19 protein-coding genes are annotated in these 20,014 nt (G+C 63.8%); 1 reads left to right on the top strand and 18 read right to left on the bottom strand.

Annotated features, from left to right (window positions below):
• The 17 genes from TP2_RS16335 to TP2_RS16255 all read right to left on the bottom strand — a co-directional run bounded on the left by TP2_RS16335 (position 1) and on the right by TP2_RS16255 (position 18,770).
• Positions 1-1,356, bottom strand: a complete 1,356-nt coding sequence (locus TP2_RS16335) for a TRAP transporter large permease (RefSeq protein ID WP_038079690.1) — start codon at positions 1,354-1,356, stop codon at positions 1-3.
• A gap of 3 nt (positions 1,357-1,359) precedes the next feature.
• Complete coding sequence (locus tag TP2_RS16330; protein ID WP_038079687.1) at positions 1,360-2,682, bottom strand: TRAP transporter small permease subunit; 1,323 nt, start codon at positions 2,680-2,682, stop codon at positions 1,360-1,362.
• 92 nt (positions 2,683-2,774) lie between these two features.
• The gene (gene dctP, locus TP2_RS16325; RefSeq protein WP_038079685.1) at positions 2,775-3,872 is read right to left on the bottom strand and encodes a TRAP transporter substrate-binding protein DctP; all 1,098 of its coding nucleotides are present in this window, start codon (positions 3,870-3,872) and stop codon (positions 2,775-2,777) included.
• A 309-nt stretch (positions 3,873-4,181) separates the two neighbouring features.
• Positions 4,182-5,384, bottom strand: a complete 1,203-nt coding sequence (locus TP2_RS16320; RefSeq protein ID WP_038079682.1) for a M24 family metallopeptidase — start codon at positions 5,382-5,384, stop codon at positions 4,182-4,184.
• Between the two features lie 190 nt (positions 5,385-5,574).
• Complete coding sequence (locus TP2_RS16315; RefSeq protein WP_038079680.1) at positions 5,575-6,852, bottom strand: amidohydrolase family protein; 1,278 nt, start codon at positions 6,850-6,852, stop codon at positions 5,575-5,577.
• Positions 6,852-7,796, bottom strand: a complete 945-nt coding sequence (locus tag TP2_RS16310) for an ABC transporter permease (RefSeq protein WP_038079677.1) — start codon at positions 7,794-7,796, stop codon at positions 6,852-6,854. The genes TP2_RS16315 and TP2_RS16310 overlap by 1 nt, the downstream gene beginning before the upstream one ends.
• Entirely contained in the window at positions 7,796-8,845 is a 1,050-nt protein-coding gene (locus TP2_RS16305; protein WP_038079674.1) for an ABC transporter permease, read from the bottom strand. The genes TP2_RS16310 and TP2_RS16305 overlap by 1 nt, the downstream gene beginning before the upstream one ends.
• Positions 8,835-10,385: an ABC transporter ATP-binding protein gene (locus TP2_RS16300; protein WP_038079671.1), complete on the bottom strand. Its 1,551-nt coding sequence runs from the start codon at positions 10,383-10,385 to the stop codon at positions 8,835-8,837. Before TP2_RS16300 ends, TP2_RS16305 begins: the two co-directional genes overlap by 11 nt.
• 3 nt (positions 10,386-10,388) lie before the next feature.
• Positions 10,389-11,417 (bottom strand): BMP family protein, encoded by a 1,029-nt coding sequence (locus TP2_RS16295; RefSeq protein ID WP_038079820.1) that lies wholly within the window; start codon positions 11,415-11,417, stop codon positions 10,389-10,391.
• Positions 11,418-11,667: 250 nt separating this feature from the next.
• Complete coding sequence (locus tag TP2_RS16290) at positions 11,668-12,888, bottom strand: 3-hydroxybenzoate 6-monooxygenase (RefSeq protein ID WP_038079669.1); 1,221 nt, start codon at positions 12,886-12,888, stop codon at positions 11,668-11,670.
• Positions 12,889-12,961: 73 nt separating this feature from the next.
• Positions 12,962-14,224 carry a TRAP transporter large permease gene (locus TP2_RS16285; protein ID WP_038079667.1) on the bottom strand — a complete coding sequence of 421 codons (1,263 nt, stop codon included), beginning with the start codon at positions 14,222-14,224 and terminating at the stop codon, positions 12,962-12,964.
• A complete protein-coding gene (locus tag TP2_RS18125; protein ID WP_051692760.1) occupies positions 14,221-14,715 on the bottom strand; it encodes a TRAP transporter small permease in 495 nt (164 codons plus the stop codon). The genes TP2_RS16285 and TP2_RS18125 overlap by 4 nt, the downstream gene beginning before the upstream one ends.
• Entirely contained in the window at positions 14,712-15,701 is a 990-nt protein-coding gene (locus TP2_RS16275) for a TRAP transporter substrate-binding protein (protein ID WP_038079664.1), read from the bottom strand. Before TP2_RS16275 ends, TP2_RS18125 begins: the two co-directional genes overlap by 4 nt.
• A 48-nt stretch (positions 15,702-15,749) precedes the next feature.
• On the bottom strand, positions 15,750-16,397 hold the full coding sequence (gene maiA, locus TP2_RS16270; protein WP_038079663.1) for a maleylacetoacetate isomerase: 648 nt from the start codon (positions 16,395-16,397) through the stop codon (positions 15,750-15,752).
• Positions 16,394-17,089, bottom strand: coding sequence for a fumarylacetoacetate hydrolase family protein (locus tag TP2_RS16265; protein ID WP_038079662.1), 696 nt, complete (start codon positions 17,087-17,089; stop codon positions 16,394-16,396). Before TP2_RS16265 ends, maiA begins: the two co-directional genes overlap by 4 nt.
• A gap of 36 nt (positions 17,090-17,125) precedes the next feature.
• A complete protein-coding gene (locus TP2_RS16260) occupies positions 17,126-17,689 on the bottom strand; it encodes a maleylpyruvate isomerase N-terminal domain-containing protein (protein ID WP_038079661.1) in 564 nt (187 codons plus the stop codon).
• Between the two features lies 1 nt (position 17,690).
• The gene (locus TP2_RS16255) at positions 17,691-18,770 is read right to left on the bottom strand and encodes a cupin domain-containing protein (RefSeq protein ID WP_038079660.1); all 1,080 of its coding nucleotides are present in this window, start codon (positions 18,768-18,770) and stop codon (positions 17,691-17,693) included.
• Positions 18,771-18,916: 146 nt separating this feature from the next.
• On the opposite strand from TP2_RS16255, the gene TP2_RS16250 reads away from it, so the two are divergent.
• Entirely contained in the window at positions 18,917-19,396 is a 480-nt protein-coding gene (locus TP2_RS16250; RefSeq protein WP_038079659.1) for a MarR family winged helix-turn-helix transcriptional regulator, read from the top strand.
• Here TP2_RS16250 and TP2_RS16245 read toward each other — a convergent pair.
• Complete coding sequence (locus TP2_RS16245) at positions 19,393-19,938, bottom strand: flavodoxin domain-containing protein (protein WP_038079658.1); 546 nt, start codon at positions 19,936-19,938, stop codon at positions 19,393-19,395. The genes TP2_RS16250 and TP2_RS16245 overlap by 4 nt on opposite strands.
• Between the last annotated feature and the right edge of the window lie 76 nt (positions 19,939-20,014).

Genomic DNA, 20,014 nt, shown 5'->3' with positions numbered 1-20,014 from the left:
TCAACCATAGACCAGCTTTGGTAGCCAGATGATGATCTCGGGGAAGAACATGCACAGCAGCAGCCCCACCACCTGCAACGCCAGGAACGGCAGTGCCGAGCGGAAGATATCGCTCATCGGGATCTCCGGCGGAGCCACACCACGCAGGTAGAACAGCGCATAGCCGAAGGGCGGCGAGAGGAAGCTCATCTGCATGTTCACGAGGTAGAGGACCCCGAACCACAGCACCAGATCATCCGGATCGCTCAGCCCGAACGCCTCGGCCCCGAGCGCCTTCACGATCGGCACGAAGATCGGCACGCACAGCAGCAGGATCCCCACCCAGTCGAGGAACATCCCGAGGATGATCAGCACGATCTGCATGATGATGAGGATGCCCCAGGGGCCGAGCCCGGTCGCCTGCAGCGCGTTCTGCACGAATTGCTGACCGCCCTCGAGCACATAGAGCCCGACGAAGATCGTCGCGCCGAACATGATCCAGATCACCATGGCCGAGGCCTTGAGCGTGGTGATCGCCGCCTCGCGGATCGTCTGCCAGTCGAGCTTGCGGTGGATCGCCGCCACGATGATCGCGCCGAAAGTGCCGATACCGGCAGCCTCCACCGGGGTCGCGACACCGGTGAAGATCACGCCCAGCACGATCACGATCAGCGAGATCGGCGCGGACATATTGCCCATCAGGCGCATCTTCTCGCGGCCCGAGATGCGTTCCTCCATCGGGATCGGCGGCCCCATCTCGGGGTTGATCGCACAGCGGATCAGCACATAGGCCACATACATGCCCGACAGCAGCAGGCCCGGGATGACCGCGCCGATGAACAGCTCGCCCACCGATTGCTCCGCCACGACCGCGTAGATGATCGCGAGGATCGACGGCGGGATCAGGATGCCGAGCGTACCGCCCGCCATGATCGAACCCATCGCGATCTTCGGGTCATACCCGCGCTTGAGCATTGCCGGCAGCGCGATGATGCCCATCGTCACCACCGCGGCCCCGATCACGCCCACCATCGCGGCGAGCACGGTCGAGGCGATGATCGTGGCGGCCGCCAGACCGCCGCGCACCCCGCCCAGCACCTTGTAGATGACGTCGAACATCTCGTTGATGATCCCTGCCCTCTCCAGCATTGACGCCATGAAGATGAACAAGGGGATCGCCGAGAGCTGATAATTCGTCATCAGCGGGAAGATCCGGCTTGGCACGATATTGAGCGCGCGTTCGTCGCCCAGGATGAACAGGAAGACACAGGCCAGACCGCCCGTGACGAAGGCCAGCGGTAGTCCTGCCATGAGCAGGACGACCAGCGAGCCGAACATGATGAGTGTCAGCCACTCGATTCCAATCTCAAGTCCCATTGATCAGCCCCTGCTCATCACGATCCGCAGATCTTGTGCGAATTTCGAAATGCCCTGCAGAACAAGCAGCAGAGCGCCGATCACCATGACCCATTTCATCGGCCACAGAGGCACCTCCCATTCGTTGAAGCTGATCTCGCCCCAGCGGATATTCGGATCCGTCCACTGCGCGAGGTTCCAGTTCGCCAGCATCTCGCCCGTGGGAATATCGCCACGCGCCCATTGCGAAATGAGCCCGTTGCCCGTGGGCACGGCGATCGCGTCCATCGCGAAGATCCACGACGTGGCCAGAAGCGTGCCCGCGAAGATGAAGAAGAAGACCGATGTCAGCAGGTCGACCCACGCCTTGCGGGGCTTCGACAGCGGCGCGTAGAAGATGTCGACGCGCACATGGCTCTCGGTCAGCATCGCATAGGCACCCGAGATCAGGTATTGCATCCCGAACATCAGATACATCGCCTCATGCGCCCAGCTTGTCGGGCTGTTGAAGACGTAGCGGCTGATGACCTCGAAATAATAGACGAAGACGGCGATGATCGCCCAGTAGCTGACAAACTCGCCCGCCTTGAGCGAGAGACGGTCGATCCAGCCGGTCCAGCCTTGCGAGACATGGCGGGCGTCGTCCTTGCCCTCAGCCTCTTCGAGTTCCTCCAGACGGCGTTCGACTTCGCTTTCCTCTTCGTGATCAGGCAGCGTGGCGTTGGCGCGGCGCACCAGCATCGGCATCAGGAGCGCGTCGATCACGATCCCCGCCAACAGCACCCAGAAGGCATATTTCGAGATGCTGCGCCATTTCACGAGCATGGCAGACGCGGTCTCCATCCGGGGCTGCGCCTCGGCGAGATCGGCCTTTGCTTTCGCGATCAGCGCCTCGCCCTCGGCGATCCGCTTTTCGGCCCGCTCGACGTTTCGCTGTGCGCGCTTCTGGGCGAAACTGCCCTCTTCGGCGGCGGCCAGCTCGGCGCGCAATTGCGGCAGATCCGCCTGTGCGCTTTCAAACCGTTCAGTCTCGCGGCTCAGCGACCGTTCGGCCACGCGCACGACGTTGTTCATGTCCGAGAGAACCCCGCGTGCCTCGTGGCCCTGCGAGTTCGCATAGAGGATGACGATGAAGACCGGGATGAAGAGAAAGCCCAGAAGGCTCTTCACGTAGAAGCGATGCAGACCCAGCATCCCGCCGGTCACCAGAATGAAATAGCCAAGCGTCAGCGAATATCGCCGCTCGGTCTTGCGCGGCCGATTGGCCAGCGCCGCCGCAATGAGCGGGAACAGGATCAAACCCGCCCAATAGGCCCAATGCGGTAGAGTGAAGTCAATATTGGGCATTGCCCACCCCCTGTTGCCGGGTCGCGCCCGGCTATAAGTTGAACCGGGCCCGCGCCAAAGGGCGGGCCCGTCCTCAGATCATGGAGATCCGCTCAGAGTTTCAGCTCGAGCCCGTCGACCAGTTCGGGCGTCACGTAGCCCAGCGAGCCGGACATCATGTAATCGAGCTGGATCTTGAAGACGCGCGCGCTGTCGGGATCGCGGTTCGCGTATTTGAACCAGATCGGCGCGGCGACTTCGGTCATCAGTTCCACATCGTCCTGGCTCAGGCGCGTGACCTCGGTACCGTCGGCCTCGAACTTCTTCCAGGCTTCCTGGTCGGCTTCCTGAATCGCGGCGTAATGCATGTCCGAATAGACATGCGTTTCCATCTCGACGAACTGCTGCATCTGCGGGCTGAGCGCGTTCCACGCATCCATGCCCACCGTCAGATCCATGATGTCGACCGGCTGATAGAGCGACATGAAGCCGGGCGGGCCCATGACGATGTAGTTGGTCACCTGGCTGAACCCGAGCGCGTAGTTCACCGCCGGACCCACGTAATCGGCCACATCGATCGTGCCCTTTTCGAGCGCCGGGAAGATCTCCGAGCCCGGAAGAACGGTGGTTTCGGCGCCGATTTCGCTGAACACTTCGGCCACCATGCCGCCCGGAAGGCGCATCTTGCGGCCGCGGAAGTCGTCGATCGAGCGGATCGGAACCTTCGAGTGGATGATATTGGCGTCGTGGTGGATCGGACCGACGAAATACATGCCCTGCTTGGCATAGAGCTCGCGTGCGATATCGAGCCCGCCAAGGCCGTAGTAGAACGTGTCGAATTCCGACGGCTGACGCAGACCCAGCGGGATCGAGGTCAGGAAGGTCGCGGCGGGAATGATGCCCTGCGCGTAGATGGTGAACGGGTTCACCGCGTCAAGCACGCCGTTCTTCACCGCGTCGTAAAGCTGGAAATCCCCAACGACGTCATTGGCGCCGAAAGGCTGGAATGCCAGCTCACCACCCGTTTTCTCCGCGATCGAGGCACACCAGTCCTTGAAGATCTGAAGCCCGACACCGCCAGGCCACGAGGTCTGGACCTTCCAGGTCGTGCCATTGGCCTGCGCCCCTGCGATATGCGGCGCGGCGAGCGTTGCAGCCCCCGCGGCGGCCAGAGTGCGCAGCGCGTGTCTACGATTCGTAATATGTTTCATGGTTCCTCCCCGTTTGGATGCGACACCGGTTGGCCCGGCGCCTGCGATAAGGGGAGCAAAGATCACCGCGATTCTTTACGTCATAAGAGATCGCGCGGCCGTGAGCCTTGGTGATAAGGTGACTTTCCGTTTCTCCTCAAAAACGAAAAGCAGCTTTCCTCCCCCTGTGATGCAAAGGTTTGCATGTGTGATCGCATTTCGCAAGCGTTCACATATGCGGGAGGCTTCGTGATCATCACCTTGGAGATTTTCACTTTTTCGGTTGAACTTATTGAAGGCGCGACACCACCGGCGCCGCGCCTTGTCGGCTCAGCCGACGACGTTGAAACCCGGCCCGTAGGGATAGCCGGTGATGTTCTCGTTGCCGTCCTCGGTGATCACGAGAATGTCGTGCTCGCGATAGCCGCCCGCACCGGGCTTGCCTTCGGGGATGGTCAGCATCGGCTCCATCGAGATCACCATGCCGGGCTCCAGCACCGTGTCGATATCCTCGCGCAGCTCCAGCCCCGCCTCGCGCCCGTAGTAATGCGAGAGCACCCCGAAACTGTGGCCATAGCCGAAGGTCCGGTATTGCAGTAGATCACGTTCGGCGAAGAAGGCGTTGATCTTATGGGTTATTTCCGCGCAGCTCGCCCCGGGCTTCAGAAGGCTCATCCCGTATTCATGCGCCGCGACATTCGCCTCCCAGATCTTTAGGGACGCATCATCGACCTCGCCCACAAACAGCGTGCGCTCCAGCGCCGTGTAATAACCCGAGATCATCGGGAAGGTGTTGAGCGAGAGGATATCGCCGCGCTCCAGCACCCGCCCCGTCACCGGGTTATGCGCGCCGTCGGTGTTGATGCCCGACTGGAACCAGACCCAGGTGTCGCGATACTCGGCCTCGGGGAAGCGTTTCGCGATTTCCAGCTCCATCGCATCGCGGCCCGCCATCGCCACATCGATCTCGCGGACACCTTCGCGAATTGCATCGCGAATTGCATAACCGCCCACATCGGCCACCTGTGCACCATGACGGATCAGCGCGATCTCGGCGGGGGATTTGTGCATCCGCTGGCGCATCGTCGCACCCGCGATATCGCGGGTCTCGGCGGGCGCGAGGAACTCCTGCAAGAGCCCCGCCTGCGCCAGCGTCAAGTGATCGGATTCGACCCCCACAACCTTGCCCGTGCCAATCACCGAGGCAATCGCGCGCCAGTAATTGTTCCGTGCCCAATCGGTATAGGTGATGTTGTCGCCATGACAGCGCCGCCAGGGCTGGCCCGCGTCGATCCCAGCCGAAATCGTGACGCTCTCGGTGGCGGTCACGACCAGCCCGTAGGGCCGCCCGAAGCTGCAATAGAGAAAGCCCGAGTAATAGGCGATATTGTGCATCGAGGTGAAAACGCAGGCCTCGACGCCCGAGGCTTCCATCGTGGTGCGCAGGCCGGCAAGGCGCGCGTCATATTCCTCGGAGGCGAAGGGCAACACGCGGTCGCCCTGGTGGAAACGGTAGAATTCGGGACGGTCCATCGACACTCTCCTTCACGAGGCCGCTGGGCCGCGTGAGGGGCGATCTCCCCTCACCGCGGCAGCGGCAAAGCAAGATCCCGGCGTTCAGGACGGATCATCGGGCGCGCAAGCTGCGCTGGCGACGCCATCGCCTGCCCTCGGAAGTGACACTGGCCGAGAATCGCGTCGCTGCCAAGCTCTCTCGCGCGGATCAGCGTCGGGGAGCGCGACGGCGCACATTTTCCGGGCGACCGGGGATCGAAAGCCCCGCATCACCACGCGGGGCGCGCGCGATCACCTTGCCCTTCGAGACCACCGCCAGCCGCGCCGGCCGCAGCCGAAGCGCATCGACCGGGCGCGCCGCATCCAGCACCACCAGCGAGGCCTTCGCACCTTTCTTCAGCCCGTAATCCTCAAGCCCGATGATCTGGGCGTTGGTCTCGGTGACCATGGTGAAGCAGCGCGCCATTTCCTCGGGATGGGTCATCTGCGCGACATGCATCCCCATGAAGGCCACGTCGAGCATGTCCGCAGTGCCAAGGCTGTACCACGGGTCGAGCACGCAATCCTGCCCCCAACCGACGGGGATCCCCATCGCCTGCATCTCCTTCACCCGCGTCAGACCCCGGCGCTTGGGGAAGGTATCGTGGCGCCCCTGCAGCACGATATTGATCAGCGGATTGGGGATCGCCGAAATCCCGGCCTCTGCGATCAACGGCAGCAGTTTCGAGACATAGTAATTGTCCATCGAATGCATCGAGGTCAGGTGCGAGCCGGCCACCCTTCCCTGCAAGCCCAGCCGCTGGGTCTCGAAGGCCAGCGTCTCGATATGGCGGCTCATCGGGTCGTCGGTCTCGTCGCAATGGATGTCGACTCGCAGGCCGCGTTCGGCCGCAATCTCGCACAGGTCGGCGAGGCTCTCGGCCCCATCCGCCATGGTACGTTCGAAATGCGGGATGCCACCCACCACATCGACGCCCATATCGAGCGCGCGGATCAGGTTCTCGCGTCCAGTCGGCGTGCGATAGAGCCCGTCCTGCGGGAAGGCCACGAGTTGCAGGTCGATGTAATCTTTCACCTTCTCGCGCACTTCGAGCATCGCGGTCACGGTGTTGAGGTGATCGGGCGTGGTGTCGACATGGCTGCGGATCGCCAAGAGCCCCGTCGAGGCTGCCCAATCGCAATATTGCAGCGCGCGTTCGACCATCTCCTCGACCGTCGCGATCTCGCGCAGCTCACCCCAGAGCGAGATCCCTTCGAGCAGCGTCCCGGAGGCATTCACCCGCGGCAGCCCGTAGCTGAGCGTGGCGTCGAGGTGGAAATGCGGATCGACAAACGGCGGCGAGACCAGATCGCCCGTGGCGTCGATCACCTCGCGCGCCTCTGCCTCGATCTTCGGCGCGATCTCGGCGATCCGGTCGCCCGTGATCGCGATATCGGCCACGGTGCCATCGGGCAACGTGCCGCCCTTGACCAGAAGATCGAACATCAACGTTCCCCCTTGTTGAACGGCACCATCAGCGCCGCGGGCACCTCGGCGCGGCGCGACATCAGCACGAGCGCGAGGATCGACAGGATATAAGGCAGCATCAGGAAGAGCTGATAGGGTACCACCGCGCCGATCGTGGTTTGTTGCAGGCGGATCTGCAAGGCGTCGAAGGCGGCAAACAGGATCGCGCCCAAAAGCGCCTTGCCCGGCTTCCACACCCCAAAGACCACCAGCGCGATACAGATCCAGCCACGCCCGTTGACCATGTCGAAGAAGAAGCTGTCGAAGGCCGAGAGCGTCAGGAACGCACCCCCCACCGCCATGAAGCCCGAGCCGACGATCACCGCGCCCATGCGGATCGCGGTGACCGACAGGCCTTGGGCTGCGACCGCCGAGGGGCTTTCTCCGGCGGCGCGCACCGCAAGGCCCAGCGGCGTGCGATACAGGACCAGCGCGACCAGTCCGACCAGGATGAAGGCCGCGTAGGTCAGCGGCGTCTGATTGAAAAGCGCGGGGCCAATGAGCGGGATCTTCGACAGAAGCGGGATCTCGACCGGCTGGAATGCGGTGATCTTCGGCGGCGAGGACACCTCGGGCAGCACCACGCGGTACGTATAGAAGGTCAGAGAGGTCGCAAGCAGAGTCACCCCGATCCCGACCACGTGTTGCGACAGGCCGAAGGGCACGGAAAAGATCCCGTGCAAGAGCCCGAAGGCCATGCCCGTCACGAAGGCCACCGCGACGCCTCCCCAAAGCGGCAGCCCCGCCCAGACCGCGATCCAGCCCGCGAAGGCGCCCGCGACCATGATCCCCTCGATCCCGAGGTTCAGAACGCCCGCGCGCTCGCAGATCAGCTCGCCCATTGTGGCGAAGATCAGAGGCGAGGCGATGCGGATCGCGGCGGCCCAGAAAGCGGCGGATGTGAGGATCTCGAAAATATCCATCAGTCCCTCACCACGCGGAATTTCGTCAAAAGGATCGCCAGCACCATCATCAGCAGCGCCGAGGCGAGCATGATATCGGCAAGATAGGTCGGCACGTCGAGCGCGCGGCTCATCGCATTGGCCCCCACGAAAATCGCCGCGACGAAGAGCGCGGCCGCGACCACGCCCAGAGGATGCAGCAGCGCCAGCATCGCGACCACGATGCCCGTGTAGCCATAGCCCGGCGAGATATCGAGCGTGAGCGAGCCCTTCAGACCCGAGACCTCGGAGAACCCGGCCAGCGCCGCCAAACCGCCCGACAGAAGCGCGGTCTTGAGGATGACGCCCGTCACCGGCATGCCCGCAAAGCGCGCGGCCTCGGCGTTCTGGCCCACCGCGCGCATCTCGAAGCCGAGCGTGGTGCGGGTGTTGATGATCCACAGCGCCACCGCCGCGATCAGCGCCAGCACGAAGCCCCAATGCAGCCGCAGCCCCTCGACGATGCGTGGCAGGCGCGCTTCTTCGATCAGCCGGGGCGATTTCGGCCAGCCCATGCCCATCGGGTCTTTCAGCGGTCCTTCGAGCAGGTAGCTGACAAACAGAAGGAAAATGAAGTTGAGAAGCAGCGTGGTCACGACCTCGTCGACACCCAGCCGGGTCTTCAACAGCGCCGGCCCCAGCAAAAGCAGCGCGCCCGCCAGCATCGACAGGATCGCGATCGTGGGCAGCAGCAGGGCTGCGGGCCATTGCAGTACGCCCGTTCCCAGCACCGCCGTCACCACCGCGCCCGCGTAAAGCTGCGCCTCCGCCCCGATATTCCAGAGCTTCGCGCGGAAGGCCACGGCCACGGCAAGCCCGGTGAAGATCAGCGGCGTCGCGCGGTTGAGCGTCTCCAGCAGCGCGAATTTCGAGCCCACCGCGCCCTTGATAATGGCCCCGAAGACCGCAAGAGGATTACCCCCCGCGATCAGAGCTAGAAGGCTCGCCACGAGGAAACTGCCCGCGATGGCGAGCACGGGCGGCAAAAGCCTGCGCGCAAGGCTCGGGTCGGCGATCGGTTCAAGACGCATGGGCGGCCTCCGTCGGCTGCGCGAACCCTTCGCCCGCCATCCACTGGCCAAGCTCGTCCGCGCGCATCGTACCGCGTGCGAAACCGGGGCTCAGGCGTCCCTCGGAAATCACATGGATCACATCCGAGAGCTTCATGATCTCGTCGAGATCTTCCGAGATCAGCAGCACCGCCGCCCCCTTTTCGCGTGCCTCGGCGAGGCGTCCATGCACGTAATTCACCGCCCCGATATCGAGCCCCCGCACGGGCTGGTTGGCGAGGATGATACGCGGCGCGGTCTCGAGCACGCGGCCGAGGATCAGTTTTTGCATATTGCCGCCCGAAAGCAGCCGGATACGGGTATCGGGCCCCGGACAGCGCACGTCATAGGTGCCGATCAGCCCTTCGGCCTGCGCTCGCGCACCCTTCCAGTCCATCCAGCCATGGCGGGCGAAATCGCGCGCATAGGTTTCCAGAACCGCGTTCTCGGTCAGGTCGAAATCGGCAATCGTCCCGGTATGGTGGCGATCCTCGGGAATGCGCCCGATCTTGCGCGCGAGCGCGCGGCGCGGCGACCAGTCGGTGACCGGTTCGCCCGCGATCTCGAAACGGCCCGAGACCGGATTGGCCAGCCCCGAGATCAGATCCGAGAGCGCCTTCTGCCCGTTGCCCGATACGCCCGCGAGCCCGGTGATCTGGCCGGCATGCAGTGTCAGATCGACCGCGTGCAACCCCGGCGCACGTCCCTCGCCTTTGGTGGAGACACCCGCAAGCCGCATCAGCGCTGGCCCGGGCGGCATCGCCTCGATCTTCGGCGCGGAAACCTCACCGTCGACCATCAGTGCTGCCAGCTCCTCGCGCGAGGTCTCGGAGGTTGCGCGTTCGGCCACAAGCTTGCCGTGGCGCAGAACCACCGTGCGATCCGAGATCGCCATGACCTCATGCAGCTTGTGCGAGATGAAAACGACCGAAAGCCCCTGCCCCACCGCCTCGCGCAGCGTCGCAAAGAGCGCGTCGCTTTCCTGCGGCGTCAGAACGGCGGTCGGCTCGTCGAGGATCAGGATGCGCGCCTCGCGATAGAGCGCCTTGAGGATCTCGACCCGCTGCCGTTCGCCCACCGAGAGCCGCCCCACCTTCGACTCGGGATCGACCGCGAGGTGAAACCGCTTCGACAGGGCCGCGATCTTCGCCTTGGCCGCTTTCGCATCGAGCCGTAGCGCGCCCAGGGCCTGCGTGCCCAGCACGATATTCTCCCAGACCGTCAGGTTGCCTGCGAGGGTGAAATGCTGATGCACCATTCCCACGCCCGCATCCAAGGCCGCACGCGGATTGCCGGGCGGAAGGGTCTGGCCGAAGACCTCAACCTCTCCCGCATCGGCGGTGTATTGGCCGAAAAGGATGTTCATCAGCGTGGTCTTGCCCGCGCCGTTCTCGCCGAGCAGAGCGATCACCTCGCCCCGCTTCAGCTCGAAGCTCACATCGTCATTGGCCGTCAGAGCGCCGAAATGCTTGGTGATGTGGGAAAGGCGCAGAACGGTCTGCGCCTGCGCCTTGCCTGTCATGGATCAGGAGGATTTCGGCTCGGCGTCGTTGATCTCGACGGTGAAGCTGCCATCCTTGATCTCGCCGGTGCGTTTGGTCACCAGATCGAGTGCCTCCTGCGGGATCTTGCCCTCGAAGGTGCCATAGGGCGCGAGCGAACAGCCGCCTTCCTTCATGAAGGAATAGATGCCGTAATCCTCGGCCGAGAAGGAGCCCGCGCGCACCTGCTCGATCGCGTGATCAAGCGTCGGCTCGAAATGCCACAGCGCGGAGGCCACGACCGTATCGGGGTAATCGGCCTGCGTGTCGATCACGTTGCCAATGGCGAGGATACCCTTTTCCTTGGCCGCATCCGAGACACCGAAGCGCTCTGCGTAAAGCAGATCCGCGCCGTTCTCGATCATCGCATAGGCGGTTTCCTTGGCCTTGGGCGGATCGAACCACGAGCCGATGAAGGCCACCTGGAACTTGATATCGGGGTTCATCTCGCGCGCGCCGGCCATGAAGGCATGCATCAGGCGGTTCACTTCCGGGATCGGGAAGCCGCCGACCATGCCGATATTGCCCGATTTGGTCATCGCACCCGCGATGATGCCCGACAGGTAGGAGGCGTCCTGGATGTAGTTGTCGAAGACCGCGAAATTCGGCAGCGCCGCGTCGGGCTTGAACGACGAGCCCAGCAGGAAGGCCACGCCCGGATAGTCGGCAGCGACCTCGCGGGCTTCCTGCTCGACGGCGAAAGCCTCACCGATGATCAGGTCATAACCGCCCTCGGCATATTCGCGCATCACGCGCGGATAGTCGGCATTCGCGGTGTTTTCCGAATAGGTATATTCGATGTCGCCGCGATCCTGTGCTGCCATCGCGGCGATGTGGATACGGCTGACCCATTGCTGCTCGACCGGAACGGTGTAGATGCCCGCGACCTTGAGCTTCTTGGCGTCCTGCGCGAGCGCACGGCCCGGAGCGGTACCGACAAGTGCGGCGCCGGCAAGCGAGGACAGAAGGAAAGCGCGGCGCGAGGGCGAGAGGAAACGGGTCTTGGCAGCCATGGAGATCTCCTGTTGATGGTGCGCGAAGTATTGCAGAGATTTGATCAAGTGGTGAAACTTTTTGCACAACCCGGTCAATTCTCCCTCTTTCGCGATTTTGACAGGGGCGGGATTTCCCTTGCAGATGCCGAATTTCGGACCGAATTGCTCAAAAATCGGGCGATGGGGGCGCGGCAGACGCCCTGCCCCATGAAAAACCCGGCCACGAAACGGTCGCGGCCGGGGAAAATTTCACCAGATCTTCAGGCGGTCAGGCGGCGTGCGCGTTGTGGGTCTCCGCCGAGACCGCGCCTTCCAGACCGGTCGAGCCATAGAGCCAGTCGACGATATCGTACCAGTTCTCCGGGGTCTTGGCGCGCATCACCGCGTTGCGCAGCTCGGCATGGGCCCCTGCGGGGTGATAGACATGCTGACCGATTTCGCGCGATTGAAGCTGCACGCGGGCGGTGCGCAGTTCACGCAGATCCTGGTAGCGGCGGAACGCGACATCGAGATCGCCATGCGCCTCCATGCAATGCGCAAGCGCCACCGCATCCTCCATCGCCATACAGGCCCCTTGCGCGAAATATTGAAGCATCGGATGGGCGGCATCGCCCAGAAGGACCACGCGCCCGTCGACCCAATTGGTCACCGGATCGCGGTCGCACAGCACCCAACGCTTCCAGTTCTGACCCCGGTCGATGATCTGGCGCGCAACGGGGGCGACATGTTCGAAGCCCTTTTTCACCTCCTCATGGGTGACCGAGACACCCGCCTCGGGCGACGGCGCGTCGTTGTGATAGGTCACGACGAGGTTGAACATCTTCCAGCCCTTGAGCGGGTAATGCACGATATGGCATTTCGGCCCGGCCCACAGCGTCGCCGCGTTCCAGCGCAGATCCTCGGGCATTTCCTCGGTCGGGATCACCGAACGGTAGGTGGTGTGGCCAGAGACGCGCGGCGCGCCGTCGCCCACCACCTTCTTGCGGATATTCGACCACAGCCCGTCCGCGCCCACCAGCATCCGGCCCGTGACCCGTTCGCCATTGGCGAGGATCGCGGTGGCCGAGCTGCCGTCCTGCTCGTAATCGACCACTTCGGAATTGGTGCGCAGTCCGACGAGCGGATGCTCTTCGCAGGCACGCAGGAAGACACTGTGCAGATCGCCGCGATGGATCACCGCATAAGGGTTCTTGAAGCGCGCGCGGAAGGCCTCGTCGAGCGGGATGCGGGTGATCTCGCTGCCGTCGATCGCATCCATCAGGCGCAGGTTGTCGATGTAGACGGCCATCTCGCGGGCCTGATCGCCCACGCCGAGATAGTCGAAGGCGTGGAAGGCGTTCGGGCCGAGCTGAATGCCCGCACCGATCTCGCCAAGTTCGGGTGCCTTTTCCAGCACGAGCGAGCGAAAGCCTTTCTGTGCAAGGCCGATCGCGGTGGCAAGCCCGCCGATTCCGCCGCCTGCGATCAGGATGGGTTGGTCTTGGGTCATGACAAGTCTCCTCCTTTGGCCGCGGCGGAACCGGGCCCGGTGTCAGGGTCAGATGATGAAGGGATGGCCCGCCTCAGAACGGGTGGACCATCCAGGGCAAGAAGATCGTCGTGAGGATCACGAGGATCGTGGCCAGCACGTAGGGCATGACCAGTTTCGAGAGTTGCAGGATTGGCACGTTCGACAACGCCGCCGCGATATAGAGCCCGGTGCCCACCGGCGGGGTCAGCAGCCCCAGCACGAGCGTCAGGCTCATCATCACACCAAACTGGATCGGGTCGATGCCGTATTGGTTCATCGCGACCGGCAGAAGGATCGGCGTCAGGATGATCAGCGCGGCCACCCCGTCGAGGGACATCCCCACCACCATCAGCGCGCCCATGATCAGCAGCATGAAGATCGTGGGATCGTCCGAGAGCGACGTGATGAAGGCCGCAACCGCTTGCGGGACCTGATTGTAGGTCAGCACCCAGCCGAAGACCTTGGCCGCCATGATCAGGAACAGCACGATCGCCGAGTTCGACACGGTCCGGTCGATGATCGCCGGGATCGCACGCAGCGGCAGCTCGCGGAAGACGAGGCCGCCGAAGACGAGCGCCACCACGATCGCGGCCGCGGCACTTTCGGTCGGCGTGAAGATCCCCGCAGAGATCCCGCCGACGATGGTCAGCGGAATGAGCATCGTGGCCAGTCCGGGCAGCGTCGCCTTCCAGCGCGGAATATCGGGCAGCCCGGCCCCTGCGGCTTTCGGGTCGTGGTTGCGTCCCGCCTGCCACATCGCGATCCCGATCATCAGCGCAAAGAGCAACAGCCCCGGCATGATGCCCGCCGTGAACATATCCGCGATCGAGACCTGCGCGATCACCCCGTAGATGATGAAGACCATCGAGGGCGGGATGATCGGCCCGAGCAAACCGGCGGAGGCCGTGATCGACGCGGCATAGCCGCGCTTGTAGCCGTCGCGCTCCATCTCGGGGACCACCACGCGGCTCATCACCGCCATCTGCGCCGTGGCCGAGCCCATGATCGCGGCCAGCGCGAGGTTCGAGACGAGGTTCACGATCACCAGATTATGCGGCAACCGCGTGAGCCAGACCCGCACAGCAAGGATGATGCGGCGGGTCAGCCCGCTTTCATTCATGATCTCGCCCAGCAGCACGAAGAGCGGGATCGCAAGCAGGTCGAAATTCTCGACCGAGCCGAAGGCGATTTGCGGGATCGCCGAGAGGATCGCCGTGTTGCCCGAGAAGGCCACGAAGGCGAGGGTCGCGCCGATCAGCACGAAGGCGATCGGCATGCCCGTGAGCATCAGCGCAAGAAAAACACCGCCGGTCATGCGAGCCTCCCCGCGATCCGGGCCACGGCATCGCTCAGATGGCCCAGCACATGGATCAGCGCGGTCGCGCAGAAGATCGGGAAAATCCAGAAGAATGGCCATTTCGGCCAGCCGGTGGTAATCACCTGCTCGAAGCCGACCGAGGGGCCGGTGACCCAGGCGATGCCAGCCTTCAGCAACAGCCCCAGCATCCCCGCAATCAGCGCCCAGATCAGCGCATCGACCCAGAGCCGGGCGGCCGGCGGCAGCTTGTCCACCACCAGCGTCACACCGATCTGCGCCTTGTCACGGATCGAGATCGAGACCGCGACGAGGGTCAGCCAGACCAGCAGGATCGCCGCGACCTCTTCGGCATAGACGATCGGCTTGCCCGCAAGGTAGCGCATCGCGACATTCACCACGATCAGCCCCACGAACAGCACGACCAAGGCCCGGCTGGCCCAGCGTTCCAGCCGGACCAGCCCGCCCGAGAGAGCGGGAAACAGTCTCACTGACCTTGCTCCGCGGCGACTTCCTTCTGGAACTCGGCGATCAGCGGATATTGCGCGAAGCTTTTGGCGACCGCGTCATCCGCAGCGGCGAAAGCCTTGGCGCCATCGTCGAGATGCACGATCTCGAGCTTGCCCTCGAGGGCGGCGAGGTTCGATTTCTCCGCCTCGACCTGCTGGGCCGAGCCCCAGGCGAGCGCTTCGTCGACGACCTTCTGGAAGGCTTCCTTGTCGGCATCCGACAGGCTGTTCCAGGTCGGGTTCGAAACCATCATCACCGCCGGGAAGGCCATGTGATTGGTGATCGTCAGCCCCTTGGCCACTTCGTCGAATTTCAGACCGACCAGCGCGTCGAGGTCGATGTCGATCCCGTCGAGAAGACCGGTTTGCAGCGCCTGGTAGACTTCGGTGAGGTTCACCGGCGTCGGCACCGCGCCGATCTCGCCCCACCAGACCTTCATCGCCGGGAAGGGCACGATGCGGATCTTCTTCTCCTTGAGATCATCGACGGAGGTCGCAGGCTTGTCCTTCATCAGGATCTGGCGCATCCCGGCGAACGTGTAACCCATGCCATGCAGGTTCGCGGCCTGAAGCTCGTCGAGCATCTGGCCCGCCGCCGGAAGGCTTGCGGCCTTTTCCGCCTCGGTCACGTCGCTGAAAAGGTAGGGCGTGAACCAGCCCTGCATCGAGGGCGCGCGCAACGAGGTGATCGCCGCCGTCATCAGGCCCGCGTCAAGAAGGCCCGCAGACATCTGCTGGAACATCTCCTGTTCCGACCCAAGCTGACCCGCGGGGAAGACCGAGACCGTCAATTCGCCATTGGTGGCCTCGGGCAGCTTCTCGGCGATGCGATTGGCAACCTTGGTCCAAACGTGGCTGGGCGGCGTGATCAGCCCCATGCGCAGGTCGCGCGCCTGTGCGACGCCGGCGGCCACGGTGGCCATCAAGGCGCCGATCAGCGCGGATTTGGTGAATTTGGCGAATGTCATGGCATATCCTCCCTGTGCATGACGATCATTTTGGATGAAGGCCTTCCCTCAGGCCTCCCAATCCGATTGGTTCTTCGGATGCGCATCGGCAAATGCCGGAAGCGCGTTGCAGGTCTCGGTGATGCGGCGGACGCGGGTCAGGTCGGAGATATCGACCTTGAAGCGCGCGGCAGAAAAGACCTGTGGGATCAGACAGATATCGGCCAGACCGGGCGTAGTTCCGAAGCAGAACTCACTCTCGGGTCGCGCGGCGAGAAGTGCCTCGCAAGCCGCCAACCCATCGCGGATCCAGCGCCCGCACCAGGCGTCGAGCGCGGCCTGATCGGCCCCGAACTCGGCCTTGAGATAATCGAGCACGCGCAGGTTCTGCAGCGGATGCACGTCGCAGGCGATGACCTGGGCAAAGGCGCGGACCTGCGCGCGCAGATCGGCATCGTCTGGCAGCAGTTTCGGACCCGGCTTCACCTCGTCGAGCCATTCGATGATGGCGAGCGACTGGGTGAGGCGCAGATCGCCCTCCTCCAGCGTGGGCACCAGCGCCTGCGGATTGAGCGCGCGATAGCCGGGCGTTTTCTGCTGCCCGCCATCTTTCCTCAGATGCACGGAGGTGAAGTCATACTCCACCCCCTTGAGGTTGAAGGCGATCCGGCAGCGATAGGCGCTGGAAGACCGGAAATATCCGTGGAAACGGATCATTCCGGCGCCCCGATGGTCAGCTTGATCGGGTCGAGCCCGTCGATGCCGCCGGTGATCACATCGCCTTCGACGACGGCGCCGACGCCTGCCGGGGTGCCGGTCATGATCAGGTCGCCCGGCTGAAGGTGATAGTAATGCGACAGGTGCGAAACGATCTCCTCGACCTTCCAGATCAGGTCGTCGAGCCGGGCTTTCTGGCGGGTCTCGCCATTGACCTCGAGATGGATGTGCTGCGGACCGGGGGCGGCGAAATCGGCGGCCTTGGTGATCGCGGCGAAGACGGCCGATTGCTCGACATCCTTACCCAGATCCCAGGGGCGCTGCTTGGCGCGCGCGGCGAGTTGCAGATCGCGGCGCGTCATGTCGAGCCCGCAGGCATAGCCGTAAATCGCCTTCGCGGCGGTCTCGGTATCGGCCTTGAAGACCGGCGCGCCGATCGCGATCACCAGTTCCATCTCGTAATGGAAATTCTCGGTGCCCGGCGGATAGGGAATGGTGGTGCCGGTCGCTTGGGTCATCAGCGCCGATTTGGTGAAATAGAACGGCGCCTCACGATCGACCTCGACACCCATCTCGGCGGCATGGGCGGCATAGTTGCGCCCGACACAGAAGATGCGGTGCACCGGATAGGCCGCAGTCTCGCCCTTGACGGGAACGGTGGGCCATTGCGGCGAGGGGAAGAGATTGGTCATCTGTCGTTTCCTTGTTTTTTCAGATCGTTGCGCGGCTTAGTTCACGCGCAGCTCGGGCGGCAGGTCGCGCATGCGCCCACCATTGCCCAGATGCAGAGCGCCATGCCAGAGGGCATGCGCGCGTTCGATTGCGGTGGCGCGCAGCGGGCGCATCTGCCCCGCCGCGTCTGGAGCCTCGAGATCCCAGGCCAGCCCCGGAAGATCGCGCCAGACCACGTCGAGATGGATCGCGGAATGGTCAAACAGATGCCGCAGCGCGCGCGGCGGCAGGGTCGCGCCCAGATCGAGATCTTCGAGCTCCACCCAAGCGGGATCGACCATCGGAGGGATTGCCCGCCCCGCCGTCGCGGCCTCAAGCTGACGCGCCAATGCGCGCGCCTGATAGGAGACCGCGCAGATCACATGCGCCCGGCTCTGCCCTGCGATCGCGGAGGGCTGATACAGCGCCTCGTCGCTCAACTCGTTGAGCTTGCGCGCGAAATAGGCCGTGCCGCTGCGTGCGAGCGCAAGCTCGGCGGCCGGGGCTTCGGGGGCGTCGTAGCGCGCCCCCACGCCCTGGCGCTGACGCAAGGCCGCGCGCGCTTCCTCCAGATCGGCCATCTTATTCGGCCGATTCAATCTGGGTGCGGGCGAAGTGCAGGCGCTCCATGATCGGCGCGTCCGAGAAGCGGAACAGATCGAACTCAGTCTCGGCCTGAAGCGACCACGGCACCCAGGAGGGGATCACGAAGATATCGCCCTTCTCGACCTTGGTCGTCTCGCCGCCCATGACCACGGCCCCCTTGCCCTCGAAGACCTGGAACACGGTGGAGCCAACCTCGCGCCGCGTGGGCGTCTCGGCCCCTGCGCGCAGGCGGTGGAACTCGGCCCGGATCGTCGGCATCACATCGCCGCCGGTCGTGGGATTCACGTAGCGCACCGCTGCATGGCCCTGCTCGACCGTGGCCGGATAGCCCTCTTCCTCGAGCAGCAGCTGCTGGGTCAGGGCCGCGTCGGTATATTCCCAACGATAGGCGCCGATCGGCGAGGAAACGGTGTTTTGCAGCTGCGAGAGCGGGCGCAGGCCCGGATGGCACCAGAGCCGCTCGCCGCGCGAGAAATTGGGCGTCGCGTAATCGGTAACGCGATCCGAACCGAACTCGAAAAAGCCCACGTCGTTCTGATAGCTGAACGGAATGTCGAGACCGTCGATCCAGGCCATCGGCTGATCGGTCTCATTGTGGTGACCGTGGAAATTCCAGCCCGGGGTAAGCAGGAAATCCCCGCGGCTCATCCGCACCGGATCGCCGTTCACCACGGTCCAGACCCCCTCGCCTTCCACAACGAAGCGGAACGCGTTTTGCGAATGGCGATGCTCGGGAGCGGTTTCCTTCGGGCCGAGATACTGGATCGCGCACCAAAGCGTCGGCGAGACATAAGCGGCCCCGCCCAGCCCCGGATTGGCCAGACCGATTGCACGGCGTTCGCCGCCACGACCAACCGGCACCAGATCGCCCGAGGCCTTCGCCAACGGGTAGAGATCGGACCATTTCCAGACATGCGCCTGTGCCTTCGGGCGCGGATGGCGCGGCATCAGGTCTCCGGTCTGGGTCCAGAGCGGGTTGAGGTGTTGAGCTTTGAAATCTGCGTAGAGCTGACGCAGGGCCGGGCTGTCATCCGGCTGCATGGCGTTGTCGTCCATCGGCACTCCTCCCTAAAAGCGACTCGATTTATAGGAAGTATGCTTATCATTAGTATACGTGTCAATAAAAGATGCGTACACTTATCATGTTTGTTTTGAGCCCCCGCCATCTTGTCTGGGCGGACCTGTTGACTTAGGCAGAATGCATGAGCGTCATTCACGAATTGCCCGGCCACCTGATCCGGCGCCTGCACCAGATTTCTGTCTCCGCCTTCACCCATGAGGTGGGCGCGGCCGGCTTTGACCTGACGCCGGTGCAGTTCGCGGCGCTGCGGATGCTCAAGGAATATCCCGATATCGACCAGGCAACACTGGCGGGGCTGATCGCTTATGACCGGGTGACGCTCGGGGGCGTGGTGAACCGGCTTGAGGCACGAGGGCTGATCGAGCGCACCATCAACGAGACCGACCGTCGCGCGCGCCAACTGCGCCTGACCGAGCGTGGCGAATCCGTTCTCACCACTGTCTGGCCAGCGGTGCGACGCACGCAGGAGACGATCCTCAAGGATCTCACCCCAGAGGAGCAAGAGACGCTGTTGCGGCTCCTGCGCAAGATGGCGGATGCGAATAACGAGTTGAGCCGCGCGCCGCTGCGACCGACTCCCCCGAAGACGCCCGCGCGCTAAGCTCCGGCTTTCGCCACCCCTGTCAGCCAGCTATCGACCAGCGCATCGAGCGCCGCCCAATCGGTATATTCGTGATCGGCATCGAGATCGGCCTGCGGATCTTTTTTCGCCACGATCCGGCGCATCACGAAGCGGCGGAAGATATCGTATTTCGAAGGCATGTAGGCGCCGGCCACCTGCGCCACCTGCCCCGGATGCCAGCCGGTCGCGGTGGTAAAATCGTCCAGGATATGATCGAGCCCGCGCCAATCCTCGGCATCATGCCCCGCCGCCGCCAGCGAGACCGACAGAAACAAGGACGGCATCGCGGAAAGCGCCTTGCCATGATCGCCCGCAAACTCACCAAGCGCGCGCTGGTACTGGCCGACATGCACCGAGCCTGCAAGGATCACCCCCGAAAATCGCGCGAGATCGAGCATTTCGTCGGCTTCGGAAAGCGGCATCAGCTCCACTCCCTGCCCCGCCCCGGCGATCCGGTCGGCGACATGGCGCGCAATCTTGCGCGTCTGGCCTTCGCTTGTGGCATAGGCAATCAGGATCATCGCTCCCTCCTCCCGTTTACTGCCCGACAGCCTAACCCCGCCTCGGCCACCTCGCATTGAGCCGCATCAAGCGCGC

The sequence above is a fragment of the Thioclava pacifica DSM 10166 genome (genome assembly GCF_000714535.1).
GTDB classification, from domain to species: domain Bacteria; phylum Pseudomonadota; class Alphaproteobacteria; order Rhodobacterales; family Rhodobacteraceae; genus Thioclava; species Thioclava pacifica.
This window is presented reverse-complemented; position numbering and strand designations above follow the sequence as displayed.